The sequence below is a fragment of the Providencia sp. PROV272 genome, assembly GCF_049901975.1.
Taxonomy (GTDB): domain Bacteria; phylum Pseudomonadota; class Gammaproteobacteria; order Enterobacterales; family Enterobacteriaceae; genus Providencia; species Providencia stuartii.
In genome coordinates this window covers 2,358,736-2,385,118 of sequence record NZ_CP096291.1, presented here as the reverse complement: position 1 = coordinate 2,385,118, position 26,383 = coordinate 2,358,736, and the positions used below count along the sequence as shown (strand labels likewise).

The window sequence follows — 26,383 nt, the reverse complement described above, 5'->3', positions numbered from 1 at the left end:
TTTATATTCTTCATGCCATCATTTCTTATCCTTGCTGCGCCTCAAATGACTTAGAGTATGCTGGTGATAAGCCACCGTATAATGCGAAAACAGGAACCTGACATGAACGAATTTTCGATCGTCTGCCGTATTTTGGGAACACTCTTTCAGCGCTCCCCCGATGATAGTGTGGTAAAGCCATTACTGGATATGATAGCCCAAGATAAATTAAAGGCATCTTGGCCATTGGAGCAAGATGAGTATTGGGCGCGCATGGCAAAATCGGTTGATATGGCAGCGATTACCGCCGACTATCAAACGTTATTTGGTGGAGAAACACCTGCGGTTTCGGTGTTTGCCCATGATTATGATGATGAAATCGCGGAAGCGGAAATCCGTGAATTTCTTGTTGAGAGGGGGATGACTCTGACAAACGCGAGAACCGATGCCTTTGGTGCGCTCTTATTGGCGGCATCTTGGCTTGAGGATCAAGCGGCAGAAGATGAAACAGCGGCGCAAATTGAGCTATTTGATAGCTTTATATTGAGTTGGTATGGTGCATTTCTAGGCAAAATGGAAGCTCATGCGACAACGGCATTTTATCGTACGCTGGCGCAAATTGCGCGTGATGCAGTGATTGCATTACGTGATGAATTAGAGTCAGAGTGACAGCGTCACTTTTGGTGTAATAAAATCCGCCTCTAAGCGAACCTTGTCAATGTAAATTGGCTATCAGAAAAACGAGGTAAGCCACTTAAGAGGTTTTTGTATTGGTATTAAGTATAACGCGTAGCATTTTGATAAACGGGTATATAGGTAGATAAAGAAAAGGCAACGTCTAAAAACGTTGCCTTTTGTGCTGTTTTCAATCGAAAATTTTTATGGATGTTAGTCAACTAAAGGAATAACGAGCTTGCCTGGTTTGATTTCAAGCCCTTTTGCTAATTTTTTAGCCGTTGCCTCAGCTGCACTATTTTCTGGATTCAACACATAAACCGGTTGTGTCTCAAAAAAGGTTTCTAATGAACTGTTGAGGTATGGGATCACGGCAGCAATAGCGGTATCCATACTCTCAGGAGTGACAGTGTATTGGCTGATGTTCAGCTCTTTTAAGTAAATGGCGCCTGCTTGAGCGTCAAAATAAGGGCGAGCCGTTAGGGTAAGCGCTATTTTGGCCTCGGCTTTACCTAATAAAGTATCTAAGTTGACTGCGGCATCCCCCGTTAAGGCGATTTTCCCCGGCTCACTGCGACCAATTTCTGATTTCAAGTTGGTTAATTGGATGTCTGCATCCGCGACGCCAGAAATACCAACTTTATTGTTATATTTAACTTTATTTGCAAGATACTGATTAACTGTATTTTCGCTAATCGAAAATTCAGTAAGTTGGCTACAGCCAGTGAGTAAAGTCAAACAGCCAATCAGAGCCGCCAATATAAATTGTTTCATAAACACTCCTTTTACAGTAACTTGACTATCTTATCCTATAATTATGGTTAATTGGCCTTTTACCCACATTTTTGTTAGTTAAAGTTTAAATTTATGGGCGTGTAGAGTCTAAATATCTCCGTTATTAACCACTTAACATGGCAGATTCAATTTTCTTACGGTTAAATTGTTTATGCAGTGCCCAAAGAGTGATGAAACCAATTACACCTAATAAAAACCACGGTAATTGTGGCAGATCCCATTGGTGACCAATATCGTACATCCAACCTCCACCAGTGTAGCCAACAGCACCTCCTAAAGCTAATCCTAAGCGGCTAAACCCCATATAACTACCGCGTGCACGTGGATCTGCCAGTGAAGCACTTAATGTTTCTCGTGCAGGATCGGCGGTTACAGTGCCTAAATAAAATAAGCATATTAATCCAAATAAAACAGGTAAAGAGCTCGTCATACCGATAGGAAACATGCTTAAACTCATTAAAAACAATCCAGCCATTAAACGCTGCTCAAGGCGAAAATATTTTTCACTCCAACGGGCGATGGGATAAAGTAACGTTAATGAAATAACGGCTTCAATGGCATACATCCATTTCACTGCGGTTGGCGTGCCTGCGATTTCATTCACAACAATAGGGAACATCAGCATAACCTGTACAGAGAGCATAAAATAACCAGCTAACGTGACCACATAGGTCACAAAACGGGTATCTTTGAGTACTCGGCTCATACCTTCTTTGATTGGTGTTCTTACCGTTGAAATACGGTAGGCCGGGAGTAGCCAAGCATTACAAATAGCGGCAAGTACAAAGACGGCCGCGCCAGCCCAACAGACATAATGGAAATCGTATTGCAGTAACCAACTACCAATCAGTGCACCAATAACGGCGCCCGCGCTGTCTTGCATGAGCAGCAGAGAATAAAAGCGTCCACGCTCATAAGGCCTTGTTAGCTTAATAACTAATGCGGTTCTTGGAGGATCAAATAGTGTTCCACCTAATGCTGACAAGACACAGGAGAGCCACAACACCCAAGGGTCATTGGCAATTGCCATGAGCACAAAGCCACAGGCTCGCAATAGCATCCCTATGACTATCATTGGCTTAGCGCCAAAGCGGTCTGCAATAGCACCACCAAAGATCCCAAGTCCTTGCTGAACAAATTGTCTCAGACCTAAAGCAAAGCCAACAATGACGGCGGCCCAACCTAGCTGGTCAACAAAGCGAATAGAGATCAATGGAAACACGACAAAAAAACCGAGAACAACCAGCATGTTGTCTAGGAGTAAAAAATATTTACCTAGACTTCTTGCCTGTGACACCTGCGCCATGACACACCATCGTAAAAAATAATAAAGAGGGAAGGATTCTTAATGTTTCTCATCAATAATATCAGTAGAATAGAAAGGGGAAGATGATATTTTTTTATCGTTATACCTAATGGTTATTGATAATGTGTTTTTATCCTTATGCCATCTCTGGCGATTTAATTTTTAAAAGGGTTAACGATGTTTGGTTATCGGACAAATGAACCAAAAGTGCGTCTTGTGACAGAAAGGATGGTTGTACGGTTAGCATATGAGCGTGACGGCTATCGATTAGCAGATTACTACAGCGAAAACAGAGAATTTTTGAAACCTTGGGAGCCAACCCGAGACAGTTCACATTTCAATCCATCAAGCTGGAATAGTCGCTTACATTTAATGACCGAGCTGCATCGTCAGGGAAACGCCTATCATTTTTTACTCTTAGACAGTCAAGAAAATGAAGTGATGGGTGTGGCGAATTTCAGTAATGTATTGCGTGGTGCTTTTCATGCGTGCTATCTAGGCTACTCATTAGGTGAAAAGTGGCAGGGGCAAGGGTTGATGTATGAAGCCCTTTCACAAGCTATCCGTTATATGCAAAAACATCAAGGGATGCACCGCATTATGGCTAATTACATGCCACACAATTTGCGTAGCGGTAACCTTTTGGCTCGTCTCGGTTTTGAGCGAGAAGGGTATGCCAAACAATATTTGCAGATTGACGGCCAGTGGCGTGACCATGTACTTACGGCGTTAACCGATGCAAATTGGAAACCGGTGAAACCCTAATTAACGGTATACGCCTAATAATTCGAGTGCAGCGTATCAAAATTATCAGCTTGCTGCTCTCGGACTCGGGCAAGTAACCTCTGATTTTATCATCCAATCATAGTCAGTCATGCTCCACGCTGATAAACTGGCATAATTGTTTTCTTTTAGTCTACCTATCATGAATTTATTAAAATCATTAGCAGCGATAAGCTCAATGACCATGATGTCTCGGGTACTTGGATTTATCCGTGACGCAATTATCGCTCGGGTATTTGGTGCAGGGGCAGCCGCGGACGCCTTTTTTGTCGCCTTCAAATTACCTAATTTATTACGCCGTATTTTTGCAGAAGGGGCGTTCTCACAAGCATTCGTGCCAATACTGGCGGAATATAAAAACCAACAAGGCGATGAAGCAACTCGTACTTTTGTGGCGTATATTTCGGGGATGCTTACCCTCGCACTAGCGATTGTCACCGTGATCGGTATGATTGCCGCCCCTTGGATTATCTATGTGACGGCGCCGGGCTTTGCTGCCGATGCCGATAAGTTTGCATTAACCACAGACCTACTGCGGGTCACCTTTCCTTATATCTTTTTAATCTCACTCGCGTCGTTAGCTGGTGCAATTTTAAATACATGGAATCGTTTTTCGGTTCCTGCGTTTGCGCCAACGTTGTTGAATGTGAGTATGATTTTCTTTGCAGCATTTGCGGCGCCTTACTTTGATCCTCCCGTAATGTCATTAGCTTGGGCCGTGATTGTGGGGGGAATTTTGCAACTGGTGTATCAACTCCCGCATTTGAAAAAGATTGGCATGTTAGTTCTGCCACGGATCTCTTTTCGCGATAGTGGTGTTTGGCGAGTAATGAAAATGATGGGACCTGCCATTATTGGGGTATCTGTTAGCCAAATTTCGTTGATTATCAATACTATTTTCGCATCATTTCTGCAATCTGGCTCAGTGTCTTGGATGTATTATGCGGATAGGTTGATGGAGTTGCCATCAGGGGTGCTGGGTGTTGCATTAGGAACCATTTTGTTACCTTCGCTATCGAAAAGTTTTACTAGTGGTAACCATCAAGAATATCGTCATTTAATGGATTGGGGCTTACGCCTCTGTTTATTGCTCGCCTTGCCTTGCGCGATTGGTTTAGCGATCCTTTCGGAAGCGCTTACCGTATCGCTGTTCCAGTATGATAAGTTTACAGCTCATGACTCATTGATGACGCAATACGCATTAATGGCCTATTGTGTAGGGCTGACAGGGATGATCCTAGTGAAAATTTTGGCGCCAGGGTTCTATTCACGTCAGGACATTAAAACACCAGTTAAAATCGCTATTGTCACATTAATTCTAACTCAGTTAATGAACTTAGCATTTATTGGGCCAATGAAGCATGCCGGATTAGCACTGTCGATTGGTTTAGCAGCGTGTTTTAACGCAGGTGTCCTTTATTGGCAATTACGCAAGCAAGAAATTTTCAAACCACTTGCCGGTTGGCGAGGTTTTATTTTTAAACTCGTCATTGCCCTTATCGTGATGTCAGCGGTTCTGTTTGGTGTATTGCACTTTATGCCAGAATGGCAAGAAGGCAATATGGCCATGCGTTTATTGCGCTTAATTTTTGTGGTGATTATTGGTGCTGGGAGCTATTTCGCCGCGCTATTCGCTTTAGGTTTCCGCCCAAGAGATTTTAAAAAGCAGAGTATTTAAGCCACAATAAATAACTGAAACGCCCCATTGGGGCGTTCAGAAATTCTTATTGTAGCAATTTTCTCACTACCCATTTGCTTGGCAATAGTATTAGGCATACACAAAGCGCTTAAGTAGCGCCTTATGCCACCCGCAGTATTTAACAGGTTGTTAAAATTTTGTCAGTAATGACAGGGCCATTTGAGCTGGATTATTAGTCAAATAGTCCTGTAATAATCCATTCATTGGAAGATCATGTACGTCGAGTCTTGGCTTTTCCCCGTGGGGTAGCGATACATGCCACCTTGCCACGGCTTTGCCGATCGATATAACAGCAGGATTAACAGGGGGATTATTGGCTCGTATGTCTCAACGTAATAAAAAAATGACCATTGCACTTAACTATATATCGGGGATAGCGCTGGTATTGATTGGTTTAATACTTCTATATGATAATTTCATTTTCAAGAGATGAATTTAAGGTTAAATGTGTCAAAACAGTATCGGCATCTTTGCCTGACTATAATGATACATTTAACCAGAGAAAAATAATTACTAACATTTGCTGTAAAAAACGTCATAACAGCTGGTAAGAAGCTTCGTGAAAATTTTAAAGAGAGGGGCTTTCGTCTAATAAATAATATCGCTGATTCATATAATGAGGCCGCTTTTTATTACGGTATTGGAGGGGCATGCTATTTCGTCTCTCAGCTCTAACGCTCATATTGAAATAAAGCGGTCTAAAGAGCACGAAAAAAATTTCCTGAAATTGAGTCGACAGAAACAATAAACCCTATGCACAGCATAGGGTTTATTATCAATATGACACTTAGATATCAGCTTACATACGTTCGACGGTATCGATCCCTAAAGTATCCAACCCAGCTTTTAATGTCTTCTGGGTCAATAGCGCTAATTTTAAGCGGCTTTGGCGCTGAGCTTCATCTTCGGCACTTAAAATAGGACAGTGTTCATAGAAGCTTGAGAACAGGCCGGCTAAATCATAAAGGTAAGCGCACATAACATGTGGCGTACCATCACGTGCGACCATCAAGATGGTTTCTTCAAATTGCATCAAACGCGTAGCAAGTGCAATTTCACGTGGGTCTTGTAACACGATAGGCAGTGTGAGATCCGCTTGTGTCACGTTTGCTTTTTTGAAGATTGAGGCGACACGCGTATAAGCATATTGCATATACGGTGCGGTATTACCTTCGAAAGCTAACATGTTATCCCAATCAAAAATATAATCCGTTGTACGGCTTTTTGATAAGTCTGCATATTTTACTGAACCAATACCGACAACATTTGCAACGTTGTTTAACTCATCTTCTGGCATATCGGGGTTTTTGCTGCGGATGAGTACTTGCGCACGTTCAATCGCTTCATCTAATAAGTCAGAGAGGCGAACAGTACCGCCTGAGCGAGTTTTAAAAGGCTTGCCATCTTTACCGAGCATCATGCCAAACATGTGATGTTCGAGAGACATTGATTCTGGGATATAACCGGCTTTACGTACGATTGTCCATGCCTGCATCAAGTGTTGGTGCTGACGTGAATCAATATAGTAAAGTGCACGGTCAGCATGCAGTACTTCATGACGATATTTTGCACAAGCGATATCTGTTGTCGTATATAAGAAGCCGCCATCTTTTTTCTGGACAATAACGCCCATAGGCTCGCCTTCTTTAGTTTTAAATTCGTCAAGATAAACGACAGTAGCACCTTCGCTTTCTACCGCGAGCCCTTTGGCTTTCAAGTCAGCGACAATCCCAGGCAGCATATCGTTATATAAACTTTCGCCCATGACGTCATCTTCAGTTAACGTCACGTTCAAGCGACGATAGGTTTCTTGGTTTTGCTGCATGGTGATATCAACCAGTTTACGCCACATTTTACGGCAGTACTCATCACCTGATTGCAATTTAACCACGTAACCTCTTGCACGCTCAGCGAATACTTCATCACTGTCATAGTGTTGTTTTGCTTCGCGGTAAAACTCCTCGAGATCTGCCAATGCCATGTCACTTGCATTTTCATTTTGCATTTTTTCGAGGTAAGCGATCAGCATACCAAATTGCGTACCCCAGTCACCAACATGGTTAGCACGGATCACTTTATGCCCTAAAAACTCTAAAGTACGTGCGGCAGCATCACCGATAATTGTCGAACGCAAATGGCCTACGTGCATCTGCTTGGCCACGTTTGGCGCGGAATAGTCGATGACGATAGTTTCTGATTTAACAGGGGATAGGCCAAGGCGATCACAGGTTAATGCTTGTTCCACTTGTGTGGTGAGCCAGCTTGGCTCAAGGAAAATATTGATAAAACCCGGCCCTGCGATTTCTACCTTGCTTGCAATACCTTCAAGATCTAAATGGCTGACAATCTGCTCGGCCAGTTGTCGGGGATTGATGCCCATTTTTTTAGCAGCGCCCATTACACCGTTGGCTTGATAGTCACCAAACTGCGCTTTCGCTGATTGACGCACAAGGGCATCACTGCCTTCTGGAGCTCCCGCTGCCTGCATTGCAGCACTGATTTTATCTGAAAGAATAGCCTGAATATTCACCGGATTACCTTAAATAACGAACCATAGTTATCGCATTGTGCCATCACATGCGTAGAACTAAAAGAAAGAAGAGAAAATTCGGCAGGTTTTATACCATATTTTAAGGGAGTCGTGCTACAGTCTGGCAGTTTTATTCACGGTATAGCTGTCATATTTCAATAGCGTTGATAACACAACAGACGAAAAATTGAGAGTATATCGCGAATGCGAAGAGATAAACGGTGTTTAGAAAAGAGTGTGTTGAATGACTGAATTTGCCAATGTGCCTGAACTGCAAGATCTATGGAACACGTTGCCTGAGTTTGAGCAAAAATTAACGCAAATGGCTAAAGTATTAGCTTTATCCTTAAACGATCACCTGATAGACCATGTTTCTGTCCGTTGTCATCATAATGAAACAGCAGAGCGCTGGCGGAAAGGCCTTCACCAATGCGGTCAGTTACTGTCTGAAAATGAAATTAACGGGCGTCCGATCTGTTTATTCGAGTTGAACAAACCATTAATAATCGCATCTCAACAGGTTTATGTGGTCGAATTGCCTTTTCCAAAAGGAAAAATGTACCCACAAGAGACATGGGAGCACGTTGAGATGGTCATTAATGTCTCCCCAGAACAGCTAGAGCAGAGTGCATTGGCATTACTGCCACATCCGCTTCCAGAAGGCTACAGCTTGAAAATGAGTCAACCGAAAGGGCAGTTAGAAAGATTGCCTAATCCGACATTAGCAGTGACAAATGGGATAATTACTTTGAAATATCACCCTTACGCGCTGAAACAGATTATTGAAAGCGAAAAATAAGTGATGTAATTAACGTTATTACGAACAATTCGTAAAAAACTGTTAATGGTGTGATGTTAATCCGGTAACGTTCAAAAATTAGTGGCATCATTAATCGAATGTTAACGATTAACAAGTTCCTTTAAGTTATTAATTAGATGTTAAAGCAACACTTTAATCCTACGTTTTGGAGGTGGTCATGGCAAAATTGGAAATTTGCTGTTTCGGTATCGAATGTGCACAAGTTGCACAAGAATACGGCGCTGATCGTATTGAATTATGCTCCGGTGCAGCAGATGGCGGCCTGACACCAAGTTATGGCTATCTAAAATTAGCAAGCGAAAAACTTCATATCCCCGTTCATCCTATTATTCGTCCGCGCGGAGGCGATTTTTGCTATAACACGAATGAATTTGAAGTAATCTGTGAAGATCTGCGGATGGTGAAAGAGATGGGCTTCCCAGGGGCAGTTATCGGAATCCTCGATACCGAAGGGCGTATCGATATCGACCGCATGGCGATATTGATGGAAATAGCAACGGGAATGAATATCACGTTTCACCGCGCATTTGATATGTGCGTGAATCCCTTATTAGCCTTTGAACAACTAAAAAGTTTAGGGGTTGCTCGTATTCTTACATCGGGGCAGCAGCAGAATGCAGAGTTGGGATTACCGTTACTTAAAGAGTTAAACGAAAAAAGTATTGAAATTAACGGCCCAGTGATTATGGCTGGTGCAGGGGTTAGGCTGGCTAATTTAAGTAAGTTTATGGAAATAGGGCTGGTAGAATTGCACAGTTCGGCGGGGAAATCAGTTCCGTCAAATATGAGTTATCGTAAAGCAGGGGTGACGATGGCATCAAACAGTGAAAATGATGAATTTACTCATTACTGCGTTGATGGGCCAACCGTTGAAGCGATGAAAGATTTTATTTCGATCACTGAAAAGATTTCGGCATAAAAACGAAACTATTCAATAATAATTAATAAAAAGGGAGAGTTTTATCTCTCTTTTTATTTTAGGTCATGTAATCAATACAGAAAAGAGATAGTAAGTAATAAATCGTTCAATATAGCCTTTTACCCATAAAACAGTATTCAAAGTCATTTTAGAGATCATGCTAAATAAGAATTAAATGATAAGGCAATATCGATAAGATATTAAAAAGGGGAATAGTTTCGCGCTTTAAAGAGAACAGTTATATGCTGTTTTTCTCGAGGTAATAAGGCATAAGAAACCGCGTATAAGATAATCTTCTTTATCCATAAATACACGTAAATTGATTGGGCCGTTATAGAAAATAAGATAATAACGTGCCCAATAAAATTACCTTAAACTAGGATTTGGCTGGAAAAACAGCGTTTGCATAAGAAACACCATTTTCTAGGATCTCAATTGCCAATGGTAGCAGCTTTGAGGGTTTTCCACCGTTATCCTCAGTCGTATAATTTCCTAATACAACGAGGTTCTTATCTTTTTCAGCCCCATGGATATATTTTACGACGGAATTTTTTATAGGCTCTAACTCATAGATCTTTTGATTCAGTATGGAAGCAAAATAGACATCATCACCTTTTTTATAGGCAACAACAGTAACCAAACGTCCTTCTGTTGAGTCAACGACCTTGAGTGTTTCAGGGCTTAATTCATTGTCGTAAATCTCTTTTGCTCTATTAATGAGATGAGCTCTCACTCGATTACCGACTGATGAATCGTTAATATAGTTTTCGATTTGAGCTAACCCATTCATATTATCTATAAACGCTTTATTTTGAAGGTTCTGCGCTTTAATACCACCCTCATAACTGCCGTGCTCACAAACTAAGGCAGGAAAGCTGTCTTTACGAATGAGATTGCCAACACGAACAGAGTTAATTACGATATCGTCACCGATATAGACTTCACTAATAAATGGCCTAAACCCCATAAATTCATTTTGATTATTCTTTGCATTAAACTCACCACAAACGATGGCTTCATCGGCATTCCTATGAACAACAATATCTTTATATTGTATTGAGTCAGGATCAGGATAATGTGTGGCAATCTCTTTTTTTATTGCAGTATGAATTTTATTTTCTGGGGGGGAGCAAGCGAATAAGAGAAAAGAGAGAGGAAAAATAAAAAAATGGGGCAGTTTCATGATCGTATCCAAATGAGTCTGTCATTAATAAAGGCTAACCGCTATTTAATTTTTGTATAAGTATATTATATCAATAAATATTGAGAGATAAAATGTTTGCAGGGTTTGATAAATGTATTATTACTATTTGGGCAACTACAGATTTAAAAATACGGAGAATAAATTGAGAAAAGAATAAGAGTGAAACAAGTCACCCTTATTCGATGATTTTAGGGTTTACGTGCAACGAGGATAGCGCGTAATGGAGCAGGGTAACCTTCGATGGTTTTTGTTGAGTCATTAGGGTCTAGAAATTCTGCTAATGAATCCGTTTTCATCCACTCAGTACGGCGCTGCTCTTCAACTGTGGTGACGGCTTGGTCAACGATCCGCACATCAACAAAGCCACATTTTTCTAACCAAACTTTAAGCATTTTAGCCGATGGAATAAAGTAAACGTTACGCATTTGTGCATAACGGTCACCGGGTACTAAGCACTGGAACTCATCCCCTTCAACAACCAAGCTTTCTAAAATTAGCTCGCCTTCACTGACTAATTGATTTTTTAGCTGCCATAAGTGGTCAAGAGGAGAACGACGATGATAGAGCACTCCCATTGAAAATACGCTATCAAAGGCATTAAGTGCGGGGAGCTGTTCGATGCCTAATGGTAATAAATGAGCGCGTTGGTCATCGCCCAGTAATTTCCTAACCGCTTCAAATTGGCAAAGAAACAGTTGTGTAGGATCAATCCCGACGACAAATGAGGCGCCTTCGCCTAACATGCGCCACATGTGGTAACCACTACCACAACCCACATCAAGGATCATTTTATCCTTTAAAGGGGAGATGTGAGGTAAAACCCGATCCCATTTCCAATCAGAGCGCCATTCCGTATCGATATTGATACCGTATAGAGAGAAAGGGCCTTTACGCCAGGGTTTTAATTGCTCAAGAATACTATTAAGACGGCGAGTTTCCCCTGCGGATAATTCAGGGTCACGTATCGCAGTTACGCTATTTTTTAAATCGAGTTGGGTGGGGGTCATGATGGGTAAATTTTCTAACATTTTTTCCCATGATTTGAATCCACCGTGTAATTGCGAGTTTTTCCACTCGCTAAGTTGAGCGGGTAATGTTTCAAGCCAATGACTTAAAGGGCCTGTTGCAATTTGCTGATAAAAGCGCCCGAAATCAATCATAACTGTGCCTCTTTAAGTGCTAATAAGGAGCCAAAGTTAAAGCATTGGAACCATACTTCACAATGCGTAAAGCCGGCTTGTTTTAACCGTAACTTATGTGTTTCAACAGAGTCGGTCAGCATAACATTTTCTAACATGCTGCGTTTCTGGCTGATTTCTAATTCGCTATAACCATTTGCACGTTTAAAATCATGATGCATATTGAATAACAACTCACCAATCTCTTTGTCTTCAAAATTGAATTTTTCTGACAGCACAAGGATACCGCCGGGTTTGAGGCCTTGATAAATTTTAGTTAATAGCTGTTGGCGGTCATTAGGATTAAGGAACTGCAACGTAAAATTGAGTACCACCATCGATGCATTTTCAATAGGGATATCGCGAATATCACCTTCGATAACCTCGACGGGCGTTGCGGCTTTGTAAGCGTCAATATGACGACGGCAACGTTCAACCATTGCAGGTGAATTATCGACAGCAATGATTTGGCAATGTTGCGCGGTAATATTGCGGCGAATTGACAGCGTTGCTGCTCCCAATGAGCAACCAAGATCATAGACACGGCTGTTTTCGGTGACAAAGCGCCCAGCTAGCATCCCAATCATCGTGATAATGTTTGAATAACCCGGCACCGAGCGCTGGATCATATCGGGAAAGACTTCGGCAACTTTTTCATCGAATTGCCAATCACCTAAGTTGGCAATCGGAGCGCTAAAGAGGCTGTCTTTATTGTTGGATTCCTGACTTGACATAAGATCTGTGTATGTAAAACAAAAGTAGTTGCGGATTGTAGCAGAAAAGGCGCGTAACCTGAAAATCAATCAGTCAAAACAGCAATAAAAGTTTTACGACACTTAAATAAAGTGCCGCGCTGATAATAAAAATTAAAGATTGAAGGAAAAAATTTGGATCCAAGGTAGGTAATAGATATTGGCGATAACCATCAATGTCATGGCAATATAGGTTGCCGCCATGCCTGAGCGACGATAAGAGATATCATGATTTTTCAGGCCATAAGAGTGGAGTATACGCCCTGCGATTAAAACTAAGCCACATAAGTGGATCATCCAAACCTGCGCGCCGTTCATCTCCATAAAAAGCAATAATATCAAAGCAATGGGGATGTACTCTATAGCGTTACCATGAGCGCGAATCGCTGTTTGTAGCTCATAGAAACCCCCATCACCATAAGATACTCGATATTGATTTCTGAGCTTCACAACATTCAACGATAGTTTAAGTAGTAACAAAGCGCCCAGTACAGCATACAGAGAGCTGACCATTTATTCACTCCATTGCTTAACCAAATTGATTCACTGATTGATTAAAACTATTCACTATATTAATAGATATTAGTAAAATTTACTAATAGTATAATGTCTAATTAGTCTACCTTTAAATTAAGGCTCCACAACAACGTAATCTGTTGGTGATTAACTTAATTAATTAGGCCATCTTGTTGTAATTTCGCCATAATGATCGCGGCAGTGGCTGAACATTTTGCTAGGTCATGGCTATCAAACCAAGCAAGCTCCGCAATTTCTGCGGCAGGGCGAGGGGTACCATTATAATGCGCAAAATAGCAACGAATACGTACCTGAGTTCCATCTTGTTTACCATCAGCAGCGCCAATAAATTCATCATAAAATTGAAGAGAATCTTTATGTAAGGTTAAGGTTAACTCTTCTTCAATTTCTCGACATAAGGCTTGTTCATCACTTTCGTTAGGTTCGCGCTTTCCGCCCGGAATATAGAAGAGTGTCTTATTATGAGAACGAACCATTGCTACTTTGCGGTCAACAAGTGTAATTAAGCCTAACTTATCGATAATTTTATTGTCCATTGCCTTTAACTCTTTGTTTTAAGTGTTGGGGCCACTATGATGTGATGTTAATAATATTACTCAAATATAATGAAAACAATGGGTTTTGTATGGTTCCCCATTAGTAGACAGAATCATGGTCCACTAATGGGTAATATAAAATTTTATATGAATTATTTGGCTTTATTAATAATTTCAACTAACTCATATCTGACATTTGGGGCATCAGCAGGCGGATTAGCAACGTCAAATTGTTTGACTTTCAAAGTGTATTGGTAGCCAGGTTCATATTCAAACCCTTGGATATTGCCATAAAAAAATTCCCACTCGGCATTTGGGTCTTGTTTGACTTTCATACATTTCATGGGGGCAACACCAACGCAATCAGCCAATGTTGAATCAATATAAAAAGTTTTTGTGTTATCAGCAGGTTTCACGGTTTGGCAGCCTACAAGCAGTAGAAATAGAGAAGAAACGAAGAGACTTTTTTTCATCGGATGGCCTTATATGCAGTTCAAATAAGTATGATTATAATAAATAACAGCAGGTAATTATTCTTAAATCAATTCAAATTGAACAATTATTTTGCTCGTATGCAGTTAAATAGGTTTTTGTTTGTTATCACATTCATCGTCGTGCAGTGATGAGCTAGAATAACCTTATTATCTATTTTGTTTGAAAATTAAGCATCATTTTGTTTCGAGCGCGTAAGGATAATGGATAACGCAAACACCATTGTCTATGTTGCGGTCATGAAACAGAATAACGCAATTAAATAAACCCGCCTTGCAATATGTACATAACTCGCGGAGTCACTTAAAATCACCAACAGTCATAAATTCTGTTTATAGCCATGTACAGTCATCGTTACGTGTTTCGATTAACTTTTAATCGATTAAAAGATGATTAAAAACAAAAATATTAGCTGTGTCCGCTAATACGTAACTGTTTGTGCAACAGAATTTCCTGTATAATGTCTGCCTTTTTGACATTCTGAATGTTCAGCAAAATGCCAAATTTCCGCAGCAAGTAAAATGCACAACAAGCTGAGTAAAAAAGGATATTGTATGCGTACTAACTATTGTGGGCAGTTAAACATTGCTCATGAAGGCCAAAAGGTCACTCTTTGTGGATGGGTAAACCGCCGTCGTGATTTGGGTGGTTTGATTTTTATCGATATGCGTGACCGAGAAGGTGTCGTGCAAGTATTTTTCGACCCTGAGCGCAAAGACCTCTTTGAAAAAGCTTCGGAATTGCGTAATGAATTCTGTATACAAATTACAGGAACTGTCCGCGCTCGCCCAGATAACCAAAAAAATAAAGACATGGCGACGGGGGAAATTGAAATCTTTGCTGAAGATCTCAACGTTTTTAATAAATCAGAGCCACTGCCGTTAGATAGCAACCAATCTAATACGGAAGAGCGCCGCTTAAAATACCGCTATCTTGACCTACGTCGCCCTGAAATGTCAGAGCGCTTACGCACTCGTGCAAAAATTACCAGTTTCGTCCGTAACTTTATGGACAAAGAAGGCTTTATCGATGTCGAAACGCCAATGCTGACCAAGGCAACACCAGAAGGTGCTCGTGACTACTTAGTGCCAAGCCGTGTGCATAAAGGTAAATTTTATGCGTTGCCACAGTCACCACAATTGTTTAAACAATTGCTGATGATGTCTGGCTTTGACCGCTATTATCAAATCGTTAAATGTTTCCGTGATGAAGACTTGCGTGCAGACCGTCAGCCTGAATTTACCCAGATCGACGTCGAAACGTCATTTATGACGGCAGAACAAGTACGTGAAATCATGGAACGCATGATCCGCCAATTATGGTTGGACGTTAAAGGTGTTGATCTCGGTGACTTCCCAATAATGACCTTCGCAGAGGCAATGCGTCGCTACGGTTCAGATAAACCTGACCTACGTAACCCAATGGAATTAGTGGATGTAGCTGATATCGTTAAAAATGTCGAGTTTGCCGTTTTTTCAGGGCCAGCGAACGATCCAAAAGGCCGTGTTGTGGCATTGAAAGTGCCTAACGGTGCTGTCATGACTCGTAAACAGATTGATGAGTATGGTCAATTTGTTAGCATCTATGGTGCTAAAGGGCTAGCATGGATGAAAGTAAACGAACGTGCAAAAGGTTTAGAAGGTATTCAAAGCCCTGTCGCTAAGTTCTTAAATGAAGACGTTATTAACCAACTTCTTGAAAGAACAGAGGCCGCTGACGGTGACATTCTGCTGTTTGGTGCAGGAGCAAAAAATGTTGTGACCGATTCAATGGGGGCATTGCGACTGAAAGTAGGTCGTGATTTTGAACTGACAGACTTAAATAGCTGGAAGCCACTTTGGGTGATTGATTTCCCAATGTTTGAAGAGGATGGCGAAGGTGGCCTAAGTGCAATGCACCACCCATTCACTTCACCACGTGACTATTCACCGGAAGATCTGGCCAAAAACCCAGAAGAAGCTGTTGCTAATGCCTATGATATGGTCATCAATGGCTATGAAGTCGGTGGTGGCTCTGTGCGTATCCATCGTAGCGAAATGCAACAAACCGTGTTTAATATTCTAGGTATTAATGAACACGAACAACGTGAGAAATTTGGCTTCTTGCTAGATGCATTAAAATACGGTACACCGCCACATGCCGGTTTGGCGTTTGGTCTCGACCGTTTAGTCATGCTATTAACGGGAACTGATAATATTCGTGATGTTATTGCATTCCCTAAAACAACGGCTGCGGCGTGTTTACTAACTAGTGCACCAAGCCAAGCGAATCCAGATGCACTAACAGAATTAGCTATTTCAGTTGATGCAAAAAACGCTGAAGACTAATTTATTCGACATGAATAGTTTTAAACGCCCAGAGTCGGTGTTAGTGATCATTACCGCTGAAAGCAGCGGTAATGTGCTTATGCTACGGCGCAAAGATGATCCCGATTTTTGGCAATCCGTAACGGGTAGCTTAGAAGATCATGAAGGTGCGTTTGAAACCGCAATGCGGGAAGTCCGTGAAGAAACGGGCTTCCTCCCCCAAGAGGGGCAACTGTATGACTTGGCGCGTGAAGTCACTTTTGAAATTTTTGCGCATTTCAGGCATCGTTATGCTCCCGGTGTAACACATTGCAAAGAGCACTGGTTTAAAATGGTACTGCGTGTTGAACAAGTACCACTTTTGACGGAGCATACTGAGTTTTGTTGGGTTCCACCGCAGAAAGCGGCGGAATTAACGAAATCTTGGAGTAACCGTCAAGCTATTTTAGAATTTGCTATTTAATTATTTTATTGACGTTTTTGGAGATATTTCATGGCAGGTCATAGTAAATGGGCCAACACCAAACACCGTAAAGCGGCACAAGATGCTAAGCGCGGTAAGATTTTTACTAAAATTATCCGTGAGCTGGTGACAGCGGCGCGTTTAGGGGGCGGTGATCCTGCTACTAACCCGCGTTTGCGTGCTGCTGTGGATAAAGCATTATCGAACAACATGACCCGTGATACTTTAAACCGCGCAATTGCGCGTGGTGTTGGGAATGATGAAAACGATAATATGGAAACTATCATTTATGAAGGCTATGGCCCAGGCGGCACAGCGGTGATGGTTGAATGTTTGAGTGATAACCGTAATCGTACCGTTTCTGAAGTGCGTCATGCTTTCACCAAAACTGGCGGTAACCTCGGAACAGATGGTTCAGTTTCCTACTTATTTACTAAGCGTGGCGTTATCACTTATGCACCGGGCGTTGATGAAGATGCCTTGATGGAAGCTGCATTAGAAGCGGGCGCTGAAGATGTTGAAACTTATGACGATGGCGCTATCGACGTTTACACCACACCAGAAACTTTTGGTGAAGTGAAAGATGCTCTGGATGCAGCTGGCTTTACTAGCGAAGCGGCCGAAGTTTCGATGATCCCATCAACTAAAGCAGAGCTGGATGTTGAAACAGCACCTAAATTACTGCGCCTAATCGATATGTTGGAAGATTCTGACGACGTGCAGGAAGTTTATCATAACGGTGATATCTCTGACGAAGTAGCAGCACAACTGTAATCAGCTATCACTCGCGTAGAGAAAGCGGGCTGAATTCAGCCTGTTTTCTCTAACGCATCTCTAATAATAGCTGCTCCTTTATCTACTCTGCGTGGCTTACTGGTTTGCCATCTAGCGCTTTTGTGCATTTTGTCTTTCCTGTCTGTTTTTTTGGGCCTAATGATATTGGGAAATAGGCTATTTCTGTGCTTTTTTATCTCAGCTTAGAGAGACTCGCTAGTCATAGTCGCTTATCAATACGATTATTAAGGCACGGCATGAGTATTGTCGCCGCGGAAAGATACAGATAAGATGATATTAAAAGTAATAATGGATATTAATAGGCTTTGATATGGCGATTATTTTAGGTATAGACCCCGGTTCACGTGTAACGGGCTATGGTGTTATCCGCCAACAAGGCAGGCAACTTTTTTATTTAGGAAGTGGTTGTATTCGTACTCAGGTTGATGATTTACCAAGCCGTCTGCAACGTATTTATGCGGGAGTCTCGGAAATTATCACTCAATACCAACCCGATGTATTAGCAATTGAACAAGTGTTTATGGCAAAAAACGCCGACTCAGCCTTGAAATTGGGCCAAGCTCGTGGTGTAGCGATTGTAGCAGGTGTTAATCAAAATATTCCTGTGTTTGAATATGCTGCGCGGCAAGTGAAGCAAACCGTTGTCGGTACAGGGGCCGCGGAAAAAAGCCAAGTACAGCATATGGTTAAATCGATACTTAAACTTTCTGCTAATCCTCAATCAGATGCAGCGGATGCCTTAGCGATTGCCATAACGCATTGTCATTTTAATCAGAATTTGCTTCGTGTTGGCGATCCTCGCTTAGTGTTAACGCGTGGGCGATTAAGATAGTGACTGGATATACGTCCAGCCTTTTTTATGGTATAAACAGCGCTATCAATAAAATAAACTGAGGGCTTCAAGGTGATAGGTCGTTTACGCGGTATTGTATTAGAAAAACAACCCCCCATTGTTTTGTTAGAATTGCAAGGTGTTGGCTATGAAGTCCATATGCCAATGACCTGCTTTTATGAATTACCCGAAATCGGTCAAGAAGCCATTGTATTTACCCATTTTGTGGTGCGTGAAGATGCGCAATTATTGTATGGTTTTAATGACAAACAAGAGCGTGCACTATTCAAAGAGCTGATTAAAGTGAATGGTGTTGGGCCTAAACTGGCTTTAGCGATATTATCAGGGATGTCGGCTCAACAGTTTGTTTCTGCTATCGAACAAGAAGCGATTTCATCATTGGTTAAACTACCGGGAATTGGTAAAAAAACGGCTGAACGTTTGGTCGTTGAAATGAAAGACCGCTTTAAAGGCCTCAATGGTGATCTGTTTAACCAACACAGTGATATTAAGCTGCCGGATGTCAATGTCAAAGTATCAAGCCGCGCTGATATTGAAGCGGAGGCGGCAACCGCACTGGTCGCTTTAGGTTATAAACCACAAGAAGCCAGTCGTATGGTCAGCAAAGTGGCTAAGCCAGACAGTGATTGTGAGTCATTGATCCGTGATGCATTACGTGCAGCACTTTGATTGAGAGAAAATAACGATGATTGAAGCTGATCGCCTAATTTCTGCTGAAGTGATCCATGATGAGGAAGAAGCGATTGATCGCGCGATCCGCCCTAAATTACTCAATGAGTATATCGGGCAGCCACAAGTTAAAGAGCAGATGGAAATCTTTATTCAGGCGGCTAAGTTACGAGGTGATGCACTTGATCATCTATTAATTTTTGGCCCTCCAGGTTTAGGTAAAACCACGCTTGCAGGGATAGTCGCGAATGAAATGGGGGTAAATTTACGGACGACCTCCGGCCCAGTACTCGAGAAAGCGGGAGATTTAGCGGCGATGCTCACCAACTTAGAGCCGCATGATGTGTTATTTATTGATGAAATCCACCGCTTATCTCCCGTTGTTGAGGAGATCTTGTATCCCGCAATGGAAGATTATCAACTTGATATTATGATAGGGGAAGGGCCAGCAGCGCGCTCGATCAAAATTGATTTACCGCCTTTTACTTTAATTGGGGCAACAACACGGGCTGGCTCTTTAACTTCACCATTACGTGATCGTTTTGGTATTGTGCAGCGCCTTGAATTCTATAATGTCGATGATTTGCAATACATTGTGAAACGTAGCGCTCAGTTTATGGGTGTAGAAATTAGTGAAGAAGGGGCTAGACAAGTCGCCATGCGCTCGCGAGGTACACCGCGTATTACTAACCGTTTATTACGCCGTGTACGTGATTTCGCACAAGTCAAAGGTGATGGCAGCATCAATGAGCTAATTGCTAGCCAAGCACTCGATATGTTGAACGTCGATGCCGCGGGTTTTGATTACCTTGACCGGAAACTGTTAGTCGCCATTATTGATAAATTTATGGGTGGACCTGTGGGGGTTGATAACCTTGCAGCGGCTATTGGTGAAGAGCGGGAAACCATCGAAGATGTTTTAGAGCCATTTTTGATCCAACAAGGTTTTATCCAGCGCACTCCTCGTGGTCGGATGGCAACAGCTCACGCTTATCTACACTTTGGTTTAACTCCGAAAGAAGTTTAAGTGCTTAATGTCAGAAATTTCCCCCTTTACGGATAGGAAAAATAAAGGGGGAATATGATGCTACACGATCATTTACTCATTTGAATTAGGATCAAATGAGTAAGGGGAATCATATAATTCTAATGCTGGATCTGTACGAATCTGATAATTTAAAATGTCGTATAAATCAAATGAATTCCAATTTTGGCACTCTTTCTTATTGATTAACTTGTTATTTTTATAAACAGCTAATCCCTTAAATGCCCAGCCGCGCCCCTCGCCTTGATACAACAAATAGCTGTATGGGCCATTTTGAAAACGAATATATAGAGATTCACCAGCAATAAAATGTCCTTGCCCAACAAAAATATTTCTCGCTCCTTTTTCATTAAGCGGTAAGGTTATCTCTGGCTTAGCCAAAGTTCCGTATCGATATTGTGGTGTTTTCCCCGGGTCGACTATCACGCTAACATACTTTTTATTCTCCAGTTGGCAGGTAAATTCTGCGGCCATCACTGGTGTTGCAGATACCCCAATTATAACCATCCCAAGTAATGTTTTATTCATTTCGATACCTTGATACTTAATATTATTAGAGTATTAAGTATTTATTTTTTATTTTAATTAACGAGATGGTTAAGACTGAAAATAGCAAAAGTGTGAAGTTGATATAAAATAAAACCGCTCAATGGGGTATCACCTATTGAGCGGTAAGAGAAAAGCCTCAGTCGGTATTAATTTTTCGTTTTGACTAATAAGCTAAAGGCAAACAAGATTGCAGCGGTTAAGACCACTGAAGGGCCGGCTGGCGTATCGTAAAACGCGGAGAATGTGAGACCTCCTGTCACCGATAACATACCAATTAAAATCGCGATCAGTGCCATTTGCTCTGGTGTTTTAGCGAAACGGCGTGCTGTGGCGGCAGGGATAATTAATAAAGATGTAATAATTAGCGCACCGACAAATTTCATTGCGATCCCAATGGTCAATGCAGTGACTAACATCAGTAGCAGACGTAGGCGTTGAATATTGACACCATCAACAAAAGCGAGCTCTTGGTTAACCGTCATGGAAAGCAGCGCCCGCCAGCGCCAGCAAAGTAAGCCGCAGACTACAATCACACCAATAAAGATAGTGATAATATCCTCGTAATTAACCGAAAGGAGATCCCCGAATAAGTATGCCATTAGGTCAACACGCACATTGGCCATTAAGCTGACAACGACGAGGCCGAGGGATAAGGCGCTGTGAGCCATAATGCCTAATAAGGTGTCAACAGCCAGCTGAGGGCGTCGTTCTAACCACACTAAAATCAAAGACAGCAGCAAAGTGACAGCAATTACGGCATAGAATGGGTTGATATTCAGCAATAGGCCAAATGCCACACCTAATAAAGAAGCGTGTGCAAGGGTATCTCCAAAATAAGACATGCGGCGCCATACCACAAAGGATCCTAACGGGCCGGCAGCAATCGCCAATAACATCCCCGCAATCCAACCGGGTAACAGTAACTCAATCATGACGGCACTCCTTATTATGAATATGAGGAGCCACAACGTTACCTTCTAAATCATGTTGATGGTTATGATGGTGGCGATAAACGCCGAGTTGTGATGCGCCACGATAGCCAAACATCGCAACAAACTCAGGGTGGTTCGATACAACATCGGGTGTCCCTGAACAGCAAATATGCCCATTAATACATAATACTTTATCCGTTTTCGCCATGACTAAATGCAGGTCGTGAGACACCATAAGTACGGCACAACCAAGCTCTGTGCGTAATTGGTTAATTAAGTCATAAAGTGCGACTTGCCCATTCACATCAACCCCTTGAGCGGGTTCATCCAGAACCAAAAGGTCGGGCTTATTCAATAAAGCACGTGCTAATAACACACGCTGTGTTTCGCCACCAGATAGTTTCTGCATTGGCTGTGTCAATAAATGGGCGGCTTTAACACGTTCAAGAGCAGGTAACAGTTGGTCTGAACGAACAGCAGGTTTTAGCATTAAAAAACGCTTTACGGTTAATGGTAAGGTGGCGTCTAAATGTAATTTTTGTGGAACATAGCCAATAGACAGTGAAGCGGCTCGCTCAATGATACCTGTAGTCGGCGCTAACAGTCCTAGCACGACCCGAACAATTGTCGATTTGCCCGCGCCATTAGGGCCTAACAAAGTGACAATATCGCCTTTATTTAAGGTAAAGCTGACGTCTTTGAGCACCTGTTTCTCGCCAAAAGAAACGGAAATTTTATTTAAATTCAGTAATGGTTGCATGTGAAAAACATCTTGCAGAATTCATGTTGTGTTATATTATAACATTTCAAAATTAAAATCACGGAAAAAGACGTCTATGATACATAAATCTCAATTCAATGCCCGACAATTTATTTTAGGCGCCGTTGCGGCATCTGTCCTTAGCACAACGTTGGTCACTGCGGCAAAGGCGGATGTTGTGACCTCTATTCGCCCACTTGCCTTTATTGCCGCGGGTATCGCTGATGGTGTGACTGATACTCAGGTCTTGCTGCCAGATGGTGCATCACCCCATGATTATGCGCTTAAACCTTCTGATTTGAGGAAAATTAAACAGGCAGATCTTTTTGTTTGGGTAGGCCCCGATATGGAGATGTTTTTAGATAAGCCACTCAAGACGTTACCACAGGATAAACGTCTGGCGCTGGCAGAACAAGCAAATATTATTCCCTTGCTGATGAAAGGGGATGAGGAAGAGGCGCATGACCATGAACAGGGTGATGAAGCTAATCATGATGAGGATCACGAACATCACCACCACGGTGAGTATAATATGCATATTTGGCTGTCGCCCGAGATTGCAAAACAGGCTGCGTTAGACATTCACGATCGTTTAGTAGTGCTTTATCCTGACCAAAAAGATAAGCTGGACGTAAACCTTCGTAAATTCAATGAAAAAATGACGCAAAACGATAAGAAAATTGTTAATATTTTAGAACCAGCCAAAAACAAGGGCTATTTTGTTTTTCACGATGCCTACGGCTACTTTGAAAAACACTATCGGTTGGCTCCTTTGGGGCATTTTACGATAAACCCGGAAATTCAGCCTGGTGCACAGAAATTACATAAAATACGAACTCAATTGGTTGAGCATAAAGCACAATGTGTTTTTGCTGAACCCCAATTCAGGCCAGCCGTCATAGAGAGCGTAGCAAAAAATACGGGAGTCAAAATGGGAACTCTCGACCCGCTAGGTAGCGGGCTGGAAATAGGACCAGATAGCTATATGCAGTTTTTAACGCAACTGTCTAAGCAATACGCGAGCTGCCTGAATTAAACAAGAAGGAATTGTTTAGTGCAGCAAATGGCTAAAGGGCTTGCGCAGGTTTACGGTAGCCTGTCCAAGTCTCACAAAATAATGTTAGGAACATTAACAGTAGCAACATTGGCCGTCGCGATTTGGCGGCCAGCGCATTTACCATCAACTAACACAGATACTGAAGGTTCAGTCGATACCGTTATTCCTCTTGCATTTGTACCTTTGACTGATGCAACTGATGATATTATTCAAGATAGTAGCGAACAACTTCCTGATGAAGGCGTCGCTGATAGCACTGACGGTGAAACGGATGGTGCGCCAATCCCCCATGAATATGTTGTTGCAAGCGGCGACAACCTCACTAGCATACTGACTCAATTCGGTATTGAATCAGGTGATGTGGCGACGTTAGCTAATCAACATAAAGCGTTACGTAATCTAAAAATTGGTCAAACGCTAAACTGGAGCCTGACCGATCAGGGGGAGCTCGACACTTTAACATGGGAAGTTTCTCGTCGTGAGACCCGTGTGTACACCCGTGTTGGTAGCACAAATAAATTTGAAGAAAAGAAAGAGATCCGTTCAGGTGAATGGACAAATAGCGTCCTGGCGGGGGTGGTAAACGGCAGTTTTGCGCAAAGTGCCAGCCAAGCAGGTTTAACACGCAGTGAAGGCCGTGAAGTGATAAAAGCACTTCAATGGCAAATTGATTTCCGTAAACTGAAAAAAGGCGATAAGTTCACCGTGTTAATGAGCCGTGAAATGCTTAATGGACGTAGTGAACAAAGCCAGTTGATCGGTGTTCGTCTACGTAGTGGTGGGAAGGACTATTATGCTTTCCGTGCTGAAGATGGTAAATATTACGATAGCGAAGGTAATGGTTTAGAAAGAGGTTTCCTGCGTTTCCCAACAGCCAAGCAGTTCCGAGTATCATCACAGTTTAACCCACGTCGAGTTAACCCAGTAACAGGGCGTGTAGCACCGCATAAAGGGGTGGATTTTGCAATGCCAGTGGGTACCCCAGTGCTTGCAGTAGGTGATGGTGAAGTGATTGTGTCGAAATATAGCGGAGCCGCGGGGAACTTTATCGCGATTCGTCATGGGCGTCAGTACACCACGCGCTACATGCATTTACGCCAATTACTGGTGAAGCCAGGGCAAAAAGTTAAACGGGGTGATCGTATTGCACTTTCTGGTAATACAGGGCGCTCAACAGGACCACATCTGCATTTTGAAATGTGGGTCAACCAACAAGCGGTTAACCCATTGACAGCGAAATTACCGAGTTCAGGTGGTTTAACTGGTAAAGAACGTAAAGAGTACTTAGCCATGGTTAAAGAAACTAAACCACAGTTAAAACTCAATTAACTCTTCATTACTGGCAGGTACAGTGTATCTGCCAGCTTTCTTTGTAACGCTTTCACTTATTATCATTTTAAGCTATAAAAGAGCGCGAACAGTTCTTTTAGGTACATTATGAATAAAGATAAAGATACCGACAGTAAATTAGGCTATGTGCCAACCTTTCATAAATCCTATTTACATCCTAAATACTGGGGAGTTTGGGCTGGGGCTGGCGTTTTTGCCGCTTTAGCCTATATTCCTGTTAAAATTCGTGACCCCATGCTGGCAAAAGTGGGGAAATGGGTAGGAAAATTGGCAAAAAGCGCAAGGCGCCGCGCAAAGATAAATCTATTATATTGCTTCCCTGAGCTTACCGAGCAGGAAAGGGATCAATTAGTGGATAGAATGTTTGAAACTGCACCTCAATCGTTTGTGATGCTTGCAGAGTTATGTATTCGTGGCGCTGATAAAACGTTAGCAAGAACACATTGGCATAACCAAGAGATTATTGATAACTTAAAGCAACAAGGCAGTAATGTTATTTTTATGGTGCCACATGGGTGGGCTGTAGATGCTCCAGCCATGTTACTTGCTGCAAAAGGCTATAAAATGGCGGCGATGTTTCACCACCAAAAAAACCCAGTAGCAGATTATTTATGGAATAAAGCACGTTACCACTTTGGTGGTCGCTTACACTCTCGAGAAGCAGGAATTAAACCTTTCATTGCTTCTGTACGGCAGGGATATTGGGGGTTTTATCTTCCCGACCAAGATCACGGCGAAGAGCATAGTGAATTTGTCGATTTTTTTGCGACTTATAAAGCAACATTGCCTGCTGTGGGCCGCCTAATGAAGGTATGTAAAGCGAAAATTGTGCCTCTGTTTCCGGTGTATGATCATCGTACTCATCAACTGCATATTTATATCCGTGAGCCTATGGATGATATTGATGGGCAGGATGATGAATATATTGCAAGAAGGATGAATGAAGAGCTGGAATATCTCGTCGGTCCAAATCCTGAACAATATACTTGGATACTTAAGTTATTGAAAACACGGAAGGGGGATGAAATTGAACCCTATCAACGTGATGATCTATATCGATAGTTTTACGTTCAATTCACTTAAATAATTATATTTTCTATGAATAGCACCTCGACTGAATTGTTATGTTAGAGGTGCTTTTTTTATATTTGGGGAATGCCTTACCTAAGAATTACCAATCTTTTATTGATTGGCTAATTATGATAATAATTTAGTTAATTGAGAAGTGAATAGAAAAAAAGATATTTATTTTTCTCTTTTATACTTTATTTATGATCGCTATTTTATCGATTTGCCTTATATCAAATGTTTTATAACACCATGATAAATAAGTGAATTATATATTTCTGGGGTTTATTTATAACTTATTTTTTGTAAGGTTATAACTGCTTAACTGCAT

At 41.8% G+C, this 26,383-nt stretch carries 26 protein-coding genes; 14 read left to right on the top strand and 12 right to left on the bottom strand.

The features are described 5' to 3' along the window. Positions 1 to 102: 102 nt before the first annotated feature. Positions 103 to 648 carry a TorD/DmsD family molecular chaperone gene (locus M1E93_RS10865; protein WP_104873457.1) on the top strand — a complete coding sequence of 182 codons (546 nt, stop codon included), beginning with the start codon at positions 103 to 105 and terminating at the stop codon, positions 646 to 648. A gap of 219 nt (positions 649 to 867) precedes the next feature. Here M1E93_RS10865 and M1E93_RS10860 read toward each other — a convergent pair whose 3' ends face one another. Then, positions 868 to 1,428, bottom strand: coding sequence for a lipoprotein (locus M1E93_RS10860; protein ID WP_004919424.1), 561 nt, complete (start codon positions 1,426 to 1,428; stop codon positions 868 to 870). 124 nt (positions 1,429 to 1,552) lie between these two features. Then, entirely contained in the window at positions 1,553 to 2,755 is a 1,203-nt protein-coding gene (gene mdtH, locus M1E93_RS10855) for a multidrug efflux MFS transporter MdtH (protein ID WP_004919425.1), read from the bottom strand. Positions 2,756 to 2,932: 177 nt separating this feature from the next. Between mdtH and rimJ the strand changes: the two genes are divergently transcribed. Then, the gene (gene rimJ / locus M1E93_RS10850; protein ID WP_004919428.1) at positions 2,933 to 3,520 is read left to right on the top strand and encodes a ribosomal protein S5-alanine N-acetyltransferase; all 588 of its coding nucleotides are present in this window, start codon (positions 2,933 to 2,935) and stop codon (positions 3,518 to 3,520) included. A gap of 160 nt (positions 3,521 to 3,680) precedes the next feature. Then, positions 3,681 to 5,216, top strand: coding sequence for a murein biosynthesis integral membrane protein MurJ (gene murJ, locus M1E93_RS10845; RefSeq protein WP_004919431.1), 1,536 nt, complete (start codon positions 3,681 to 3,683; stop codon positions 5,214 to 5,216). Between the two features lie 820 nt (positions 5,217 to 6,036). Here murJ and argS read toward each other — a convergent pair. Further along, the gene (gene argS / locus M1E93_RS10840) at positions 6,037 to 7,767 is read right to left on the bottom strand and encodes an arginine--tRNA ligase (protein WP_014658286.1); all 1,731 of its coding nucleotides are present in this window, start codon (positions 7,765 to 7,767) and stop codon (positions 6,037 to 6,039) included. 244 nt (positions 7,768 to 8,011) lie between these two features. Here argS and M1E93_RS10835 point away from each other — a divergent pair, with 244 nt between their 5' ends. Continuing rightward, entirely contained in the window at positions 8,012 to 8,566 is a 555-nt protein-coding gene (locus M1E93_RS10835) for a VOC family protein (RefSeq protein WP_104873458.1), read from the top strand. Positions 8,567 to 8,744: 178 nt separating this feature from the next. Continuing rightward, entirely contained in the window at positions 8,745 to 9,506 is a 762-nt protein-coding gene (gene cutC, locus M1E93_RS10830; RefSeq protein WP_426206896.1) for a copper homeostasis protein CutC, read from the top strand. Positions 9,507 to 9,882: 376 nt separating this feature from the next. Here cutC and M1E93_RS10825 read toward each other — a convergent pair whose 3' ends face one another. From M1E93_RS10825 to M1E93_RS10800, 6 genes are all read right to left on the bottom strand, one after another. Continuing rightward, positions 9,883 to 10,689 (bottom strand): hypothetical protein, encoded by an 807-nt coding sequence (locus M1E93_RS10825; protein WP_426206894.1) that lies wholly within the window; start codon positions 10,687 to 10,689, stop codon positions 9,883 to 9,885. A 209-nt stretch (positions 10,690 to 10,898) separates the two neighbouring features. Then, positions 10,899 to 11,870 (bottom strand): tRNA 5-methoxyuridine(34)/uridine 5-oxyacetic acid(34) synthase CmoB, encoded by a 972-nt coding sequence (gene cmoB, locus M1E93_RS10820; protein ID WP_004919439.1) that lies wholly within the window; start codon positions 11,868 to 11,870, stop codon positions 10,899 to 10,901. Continuing rightward, positions 11,867 to 12,622 (bottom strand): carboxy-S-adenosyl-L-methionine synthase CmoA, encoded by a 756-nt coding sequence (gene cmoA / locus M1E93_RS10815; RefSeq protein ID WP_004919440.1) that lies wholly within the window; start codon positions 12,620 to 12,622, stop codon positions 11,867 to 11,869. Before cmoA ends, cmoB begins: the two co-directional genes overlap by 4 nt. Before the next feature lie 132 nt (positions 12,623 to 12,754). Beyond that, the gene (locus M1E93_RS10810) at positions 12,755 to 13,153 is read right to left on the bottom strand and encodes an MAPEG family protein (protein ID WP_004919441.1); all 399 of its coding nucleotides are present in this window, start codon (positions 13,151 to 13,153) and stop codon (positions 12,755 to 12,757) included. A gap of 155 nt (positions 13,154 to 13,308) precedes the next feature. Then, positions 13,309 to 13,713, bottom strand: coding sequence for an NUDIX hydrolase (locus M1E93_RS10805; RefSeq protein ID WP_004919442.1), 405 nt, complete (start codon positions 13,711 to 13,713; stop codon positions 13,309 to 13,311). Positions 13,714 to 13,865: 152 nt separating this feature from the next. Next, positions 13,866 to 14,186: a DUF4377 domain-containing protein gene (locus M1E93_RS10800; RefSeq protein WP_036940116.1), complete on the bottom strand. Its 321-nt coding sequence runs from the start codon at positions 14,184 to 14,186 to the stop codon at positions 13,866 to 13,868. Positions 14,187 to 14,759: 573 nt separating this feature from the next. On the opposite strand from M1E93_RS10800, the gene aspS reads away from it, so the two are divergent. The 6 genes from aspS to ruvB all read left to right on the top strand — a co-directional run bounded on the left by aspS (position 14,760) and on the right by ruvB (position 20,318). Beyond that, the gene (gene aspS, locus M1E93_RS10795) at positions 14,760 to 16,532 is read left to right on the top strand and encodes an aspartate--tRNA ligase (RefSeq protein WP_053110887.1); all 1,773 of its coding nucleotides are present in this window, start codon (positions 14,760 to 14,762) and stop codon (positions 16,530 to 16,532) included. Positions 16,533 to 16,542: 10 nt separating this feature from the next. Further along, positions 16,543 to 16,974: a dihydroneopterin triphosphate diphosphatase gene (nudB, locus tag M1E93_RS10790; protein ID WP_169342169.1), complete on the top strand. Its 432-nt coding sequence runs from the start codon at positions 16,543 to 16,545 to the stop codon at positions 16,972 to 16,974. 30 nt (positions 16,975 to 17,004) lie between these two features. Further along, positions 17,005 to 17,748, top strand: a complete 744-nt coding sequence (locus M1E93_RS10785) for a YebC/PmpR family DNA-binding transcriptional regulator (RefSeq protein ID WP_004919448.1) — start codon at positions 17,005 to 17,007, stop codon at positions 17,746 to 17,748. A 331-nt stretch (positions 17,749 to 18,079) separates the two neighbouring features. Next, entirely contained in the window at positions 18,080 to 18,601 is a 522-nt protein-coding gene (gene ruvC, locus M1E93_RS10780) for a crossover junction endodeoxyribonuclease RuvC (RefSeq protein WP_004919450.1), read from the top strand. Positions 18,602 to 18,673: 72 nt separating this feature from the next. Next, entirely contained in the window at positions 18,674 to 19,291 is a 618-nt protein-coding gene (gene ruvA / locus M1E93_RS10775) for a Holliday junction branch migration protein RuvA (RefSeq protein ID WP_004919453.1), read from the top strand. A 16-nt stretch (positions 19,292 to 19,307) separates the two neighbouring features. Beyond that, positions 19,308 to 20,318, top strand: a complete 1,011-nt coding sequence (gene ruvB / locus M1E93_RS10770) for a Holliday junction branch migration DNA helicase RuvB (protein WP_004919456.1) — start codon at positions 19,308 to 19,310, stop codon at positions 20,316 to 20,318. 72 nt (positions 20,319 to 20,390) lie between these two features. Here the strand turns inward: ruvB and M1E93_RS10765 are convergent, their stop codons facing one another. The 3 genes from M1E93_RS10765 to znuC form a co-directional block, all read right to left on the bottom strand. Then, on the bottom strand, positions 20,391 to 20,864 hold the full coding sequence (locus M1E93_RS10765; protein WP_004919459.1) for a hypothetical protein: 474 nt from the start codon (positions 20,862 to 20,864) through the stop codon (positions 20,391 to 20,393). 167 nt (positions 20,865 to 21,031) lie between these two features. After that, positions 21,032 to 21,817 (bottom strand): zinc ABC transporter permease subunit ZnuB, encoded by a 786-nt coding sequence (gene znuB, locus M1E93_RS10760; RefSeq protein ID WP_014658292.1) that lies wholly within the window; start codon positions 21,815 to 21,817, stop codon positions 21,032 to 21,034. After that, entirely contained in the window at positions 21,810 to 22,577 is a 768-nt protein-coding gene (znuC, locus tag M1E93_RS10755; RefSeq protein ID WP_004919464.1) for a zinc ABC transporter ATP-binding protein ZnuC, read from the bottom strand. Before znuC ends, znuB begins: the two co-directional genes overlap by 8 nt. A gap of 76 nt (positions 22,578 to 22,653) precedes the next feature. Between znuC and znuA the strand changes: the two genes are divergently transcribed. The 3 genes from znuA (at position 22,654) to lpxM (ending at position 26,046) form a co-directional block, all read left to right on the top strand. Then, entirely contained in the window at positions 22,654 to 23,613 is a 960-nt protein-coding gene (znuA, locus tag M1E93_RS10750) for a zinc ABC transporter substrate-binding protein ZnuA (protein ID WP_004919466.1), read from the top strand. Between the two features lie 27 nt (positions 23,614 to 23,640). Further along, complete coding sequence (gene mepM, locus M1E93_RS10745) at positions 23,641 to 24,963, top strand: murein DD-endopeptidase MepM (RefSeq protein WP_154598745.1); 1,323 nt, start codon at positions 23,641 to 23,643, stop codon at positions 24,961 to 24,963. Positions 24,964 to 25,071: 108 nt separating this feature from the next. After that, positions 25,072 to 26,046, top strand: coding sequence for a lauroyl-Kdo(2)-lipid IV(A) myristoyltransferase (gene lpxM, locus M1E93_RS10740; protein ID WP_004919471.1), 975 nt, complete (start codon positions 25,072 to 25,074; stop codon positions 26,044 to 26,046). Positions 26,047 to 26,383: the final 337 nt, after the last annotated feature.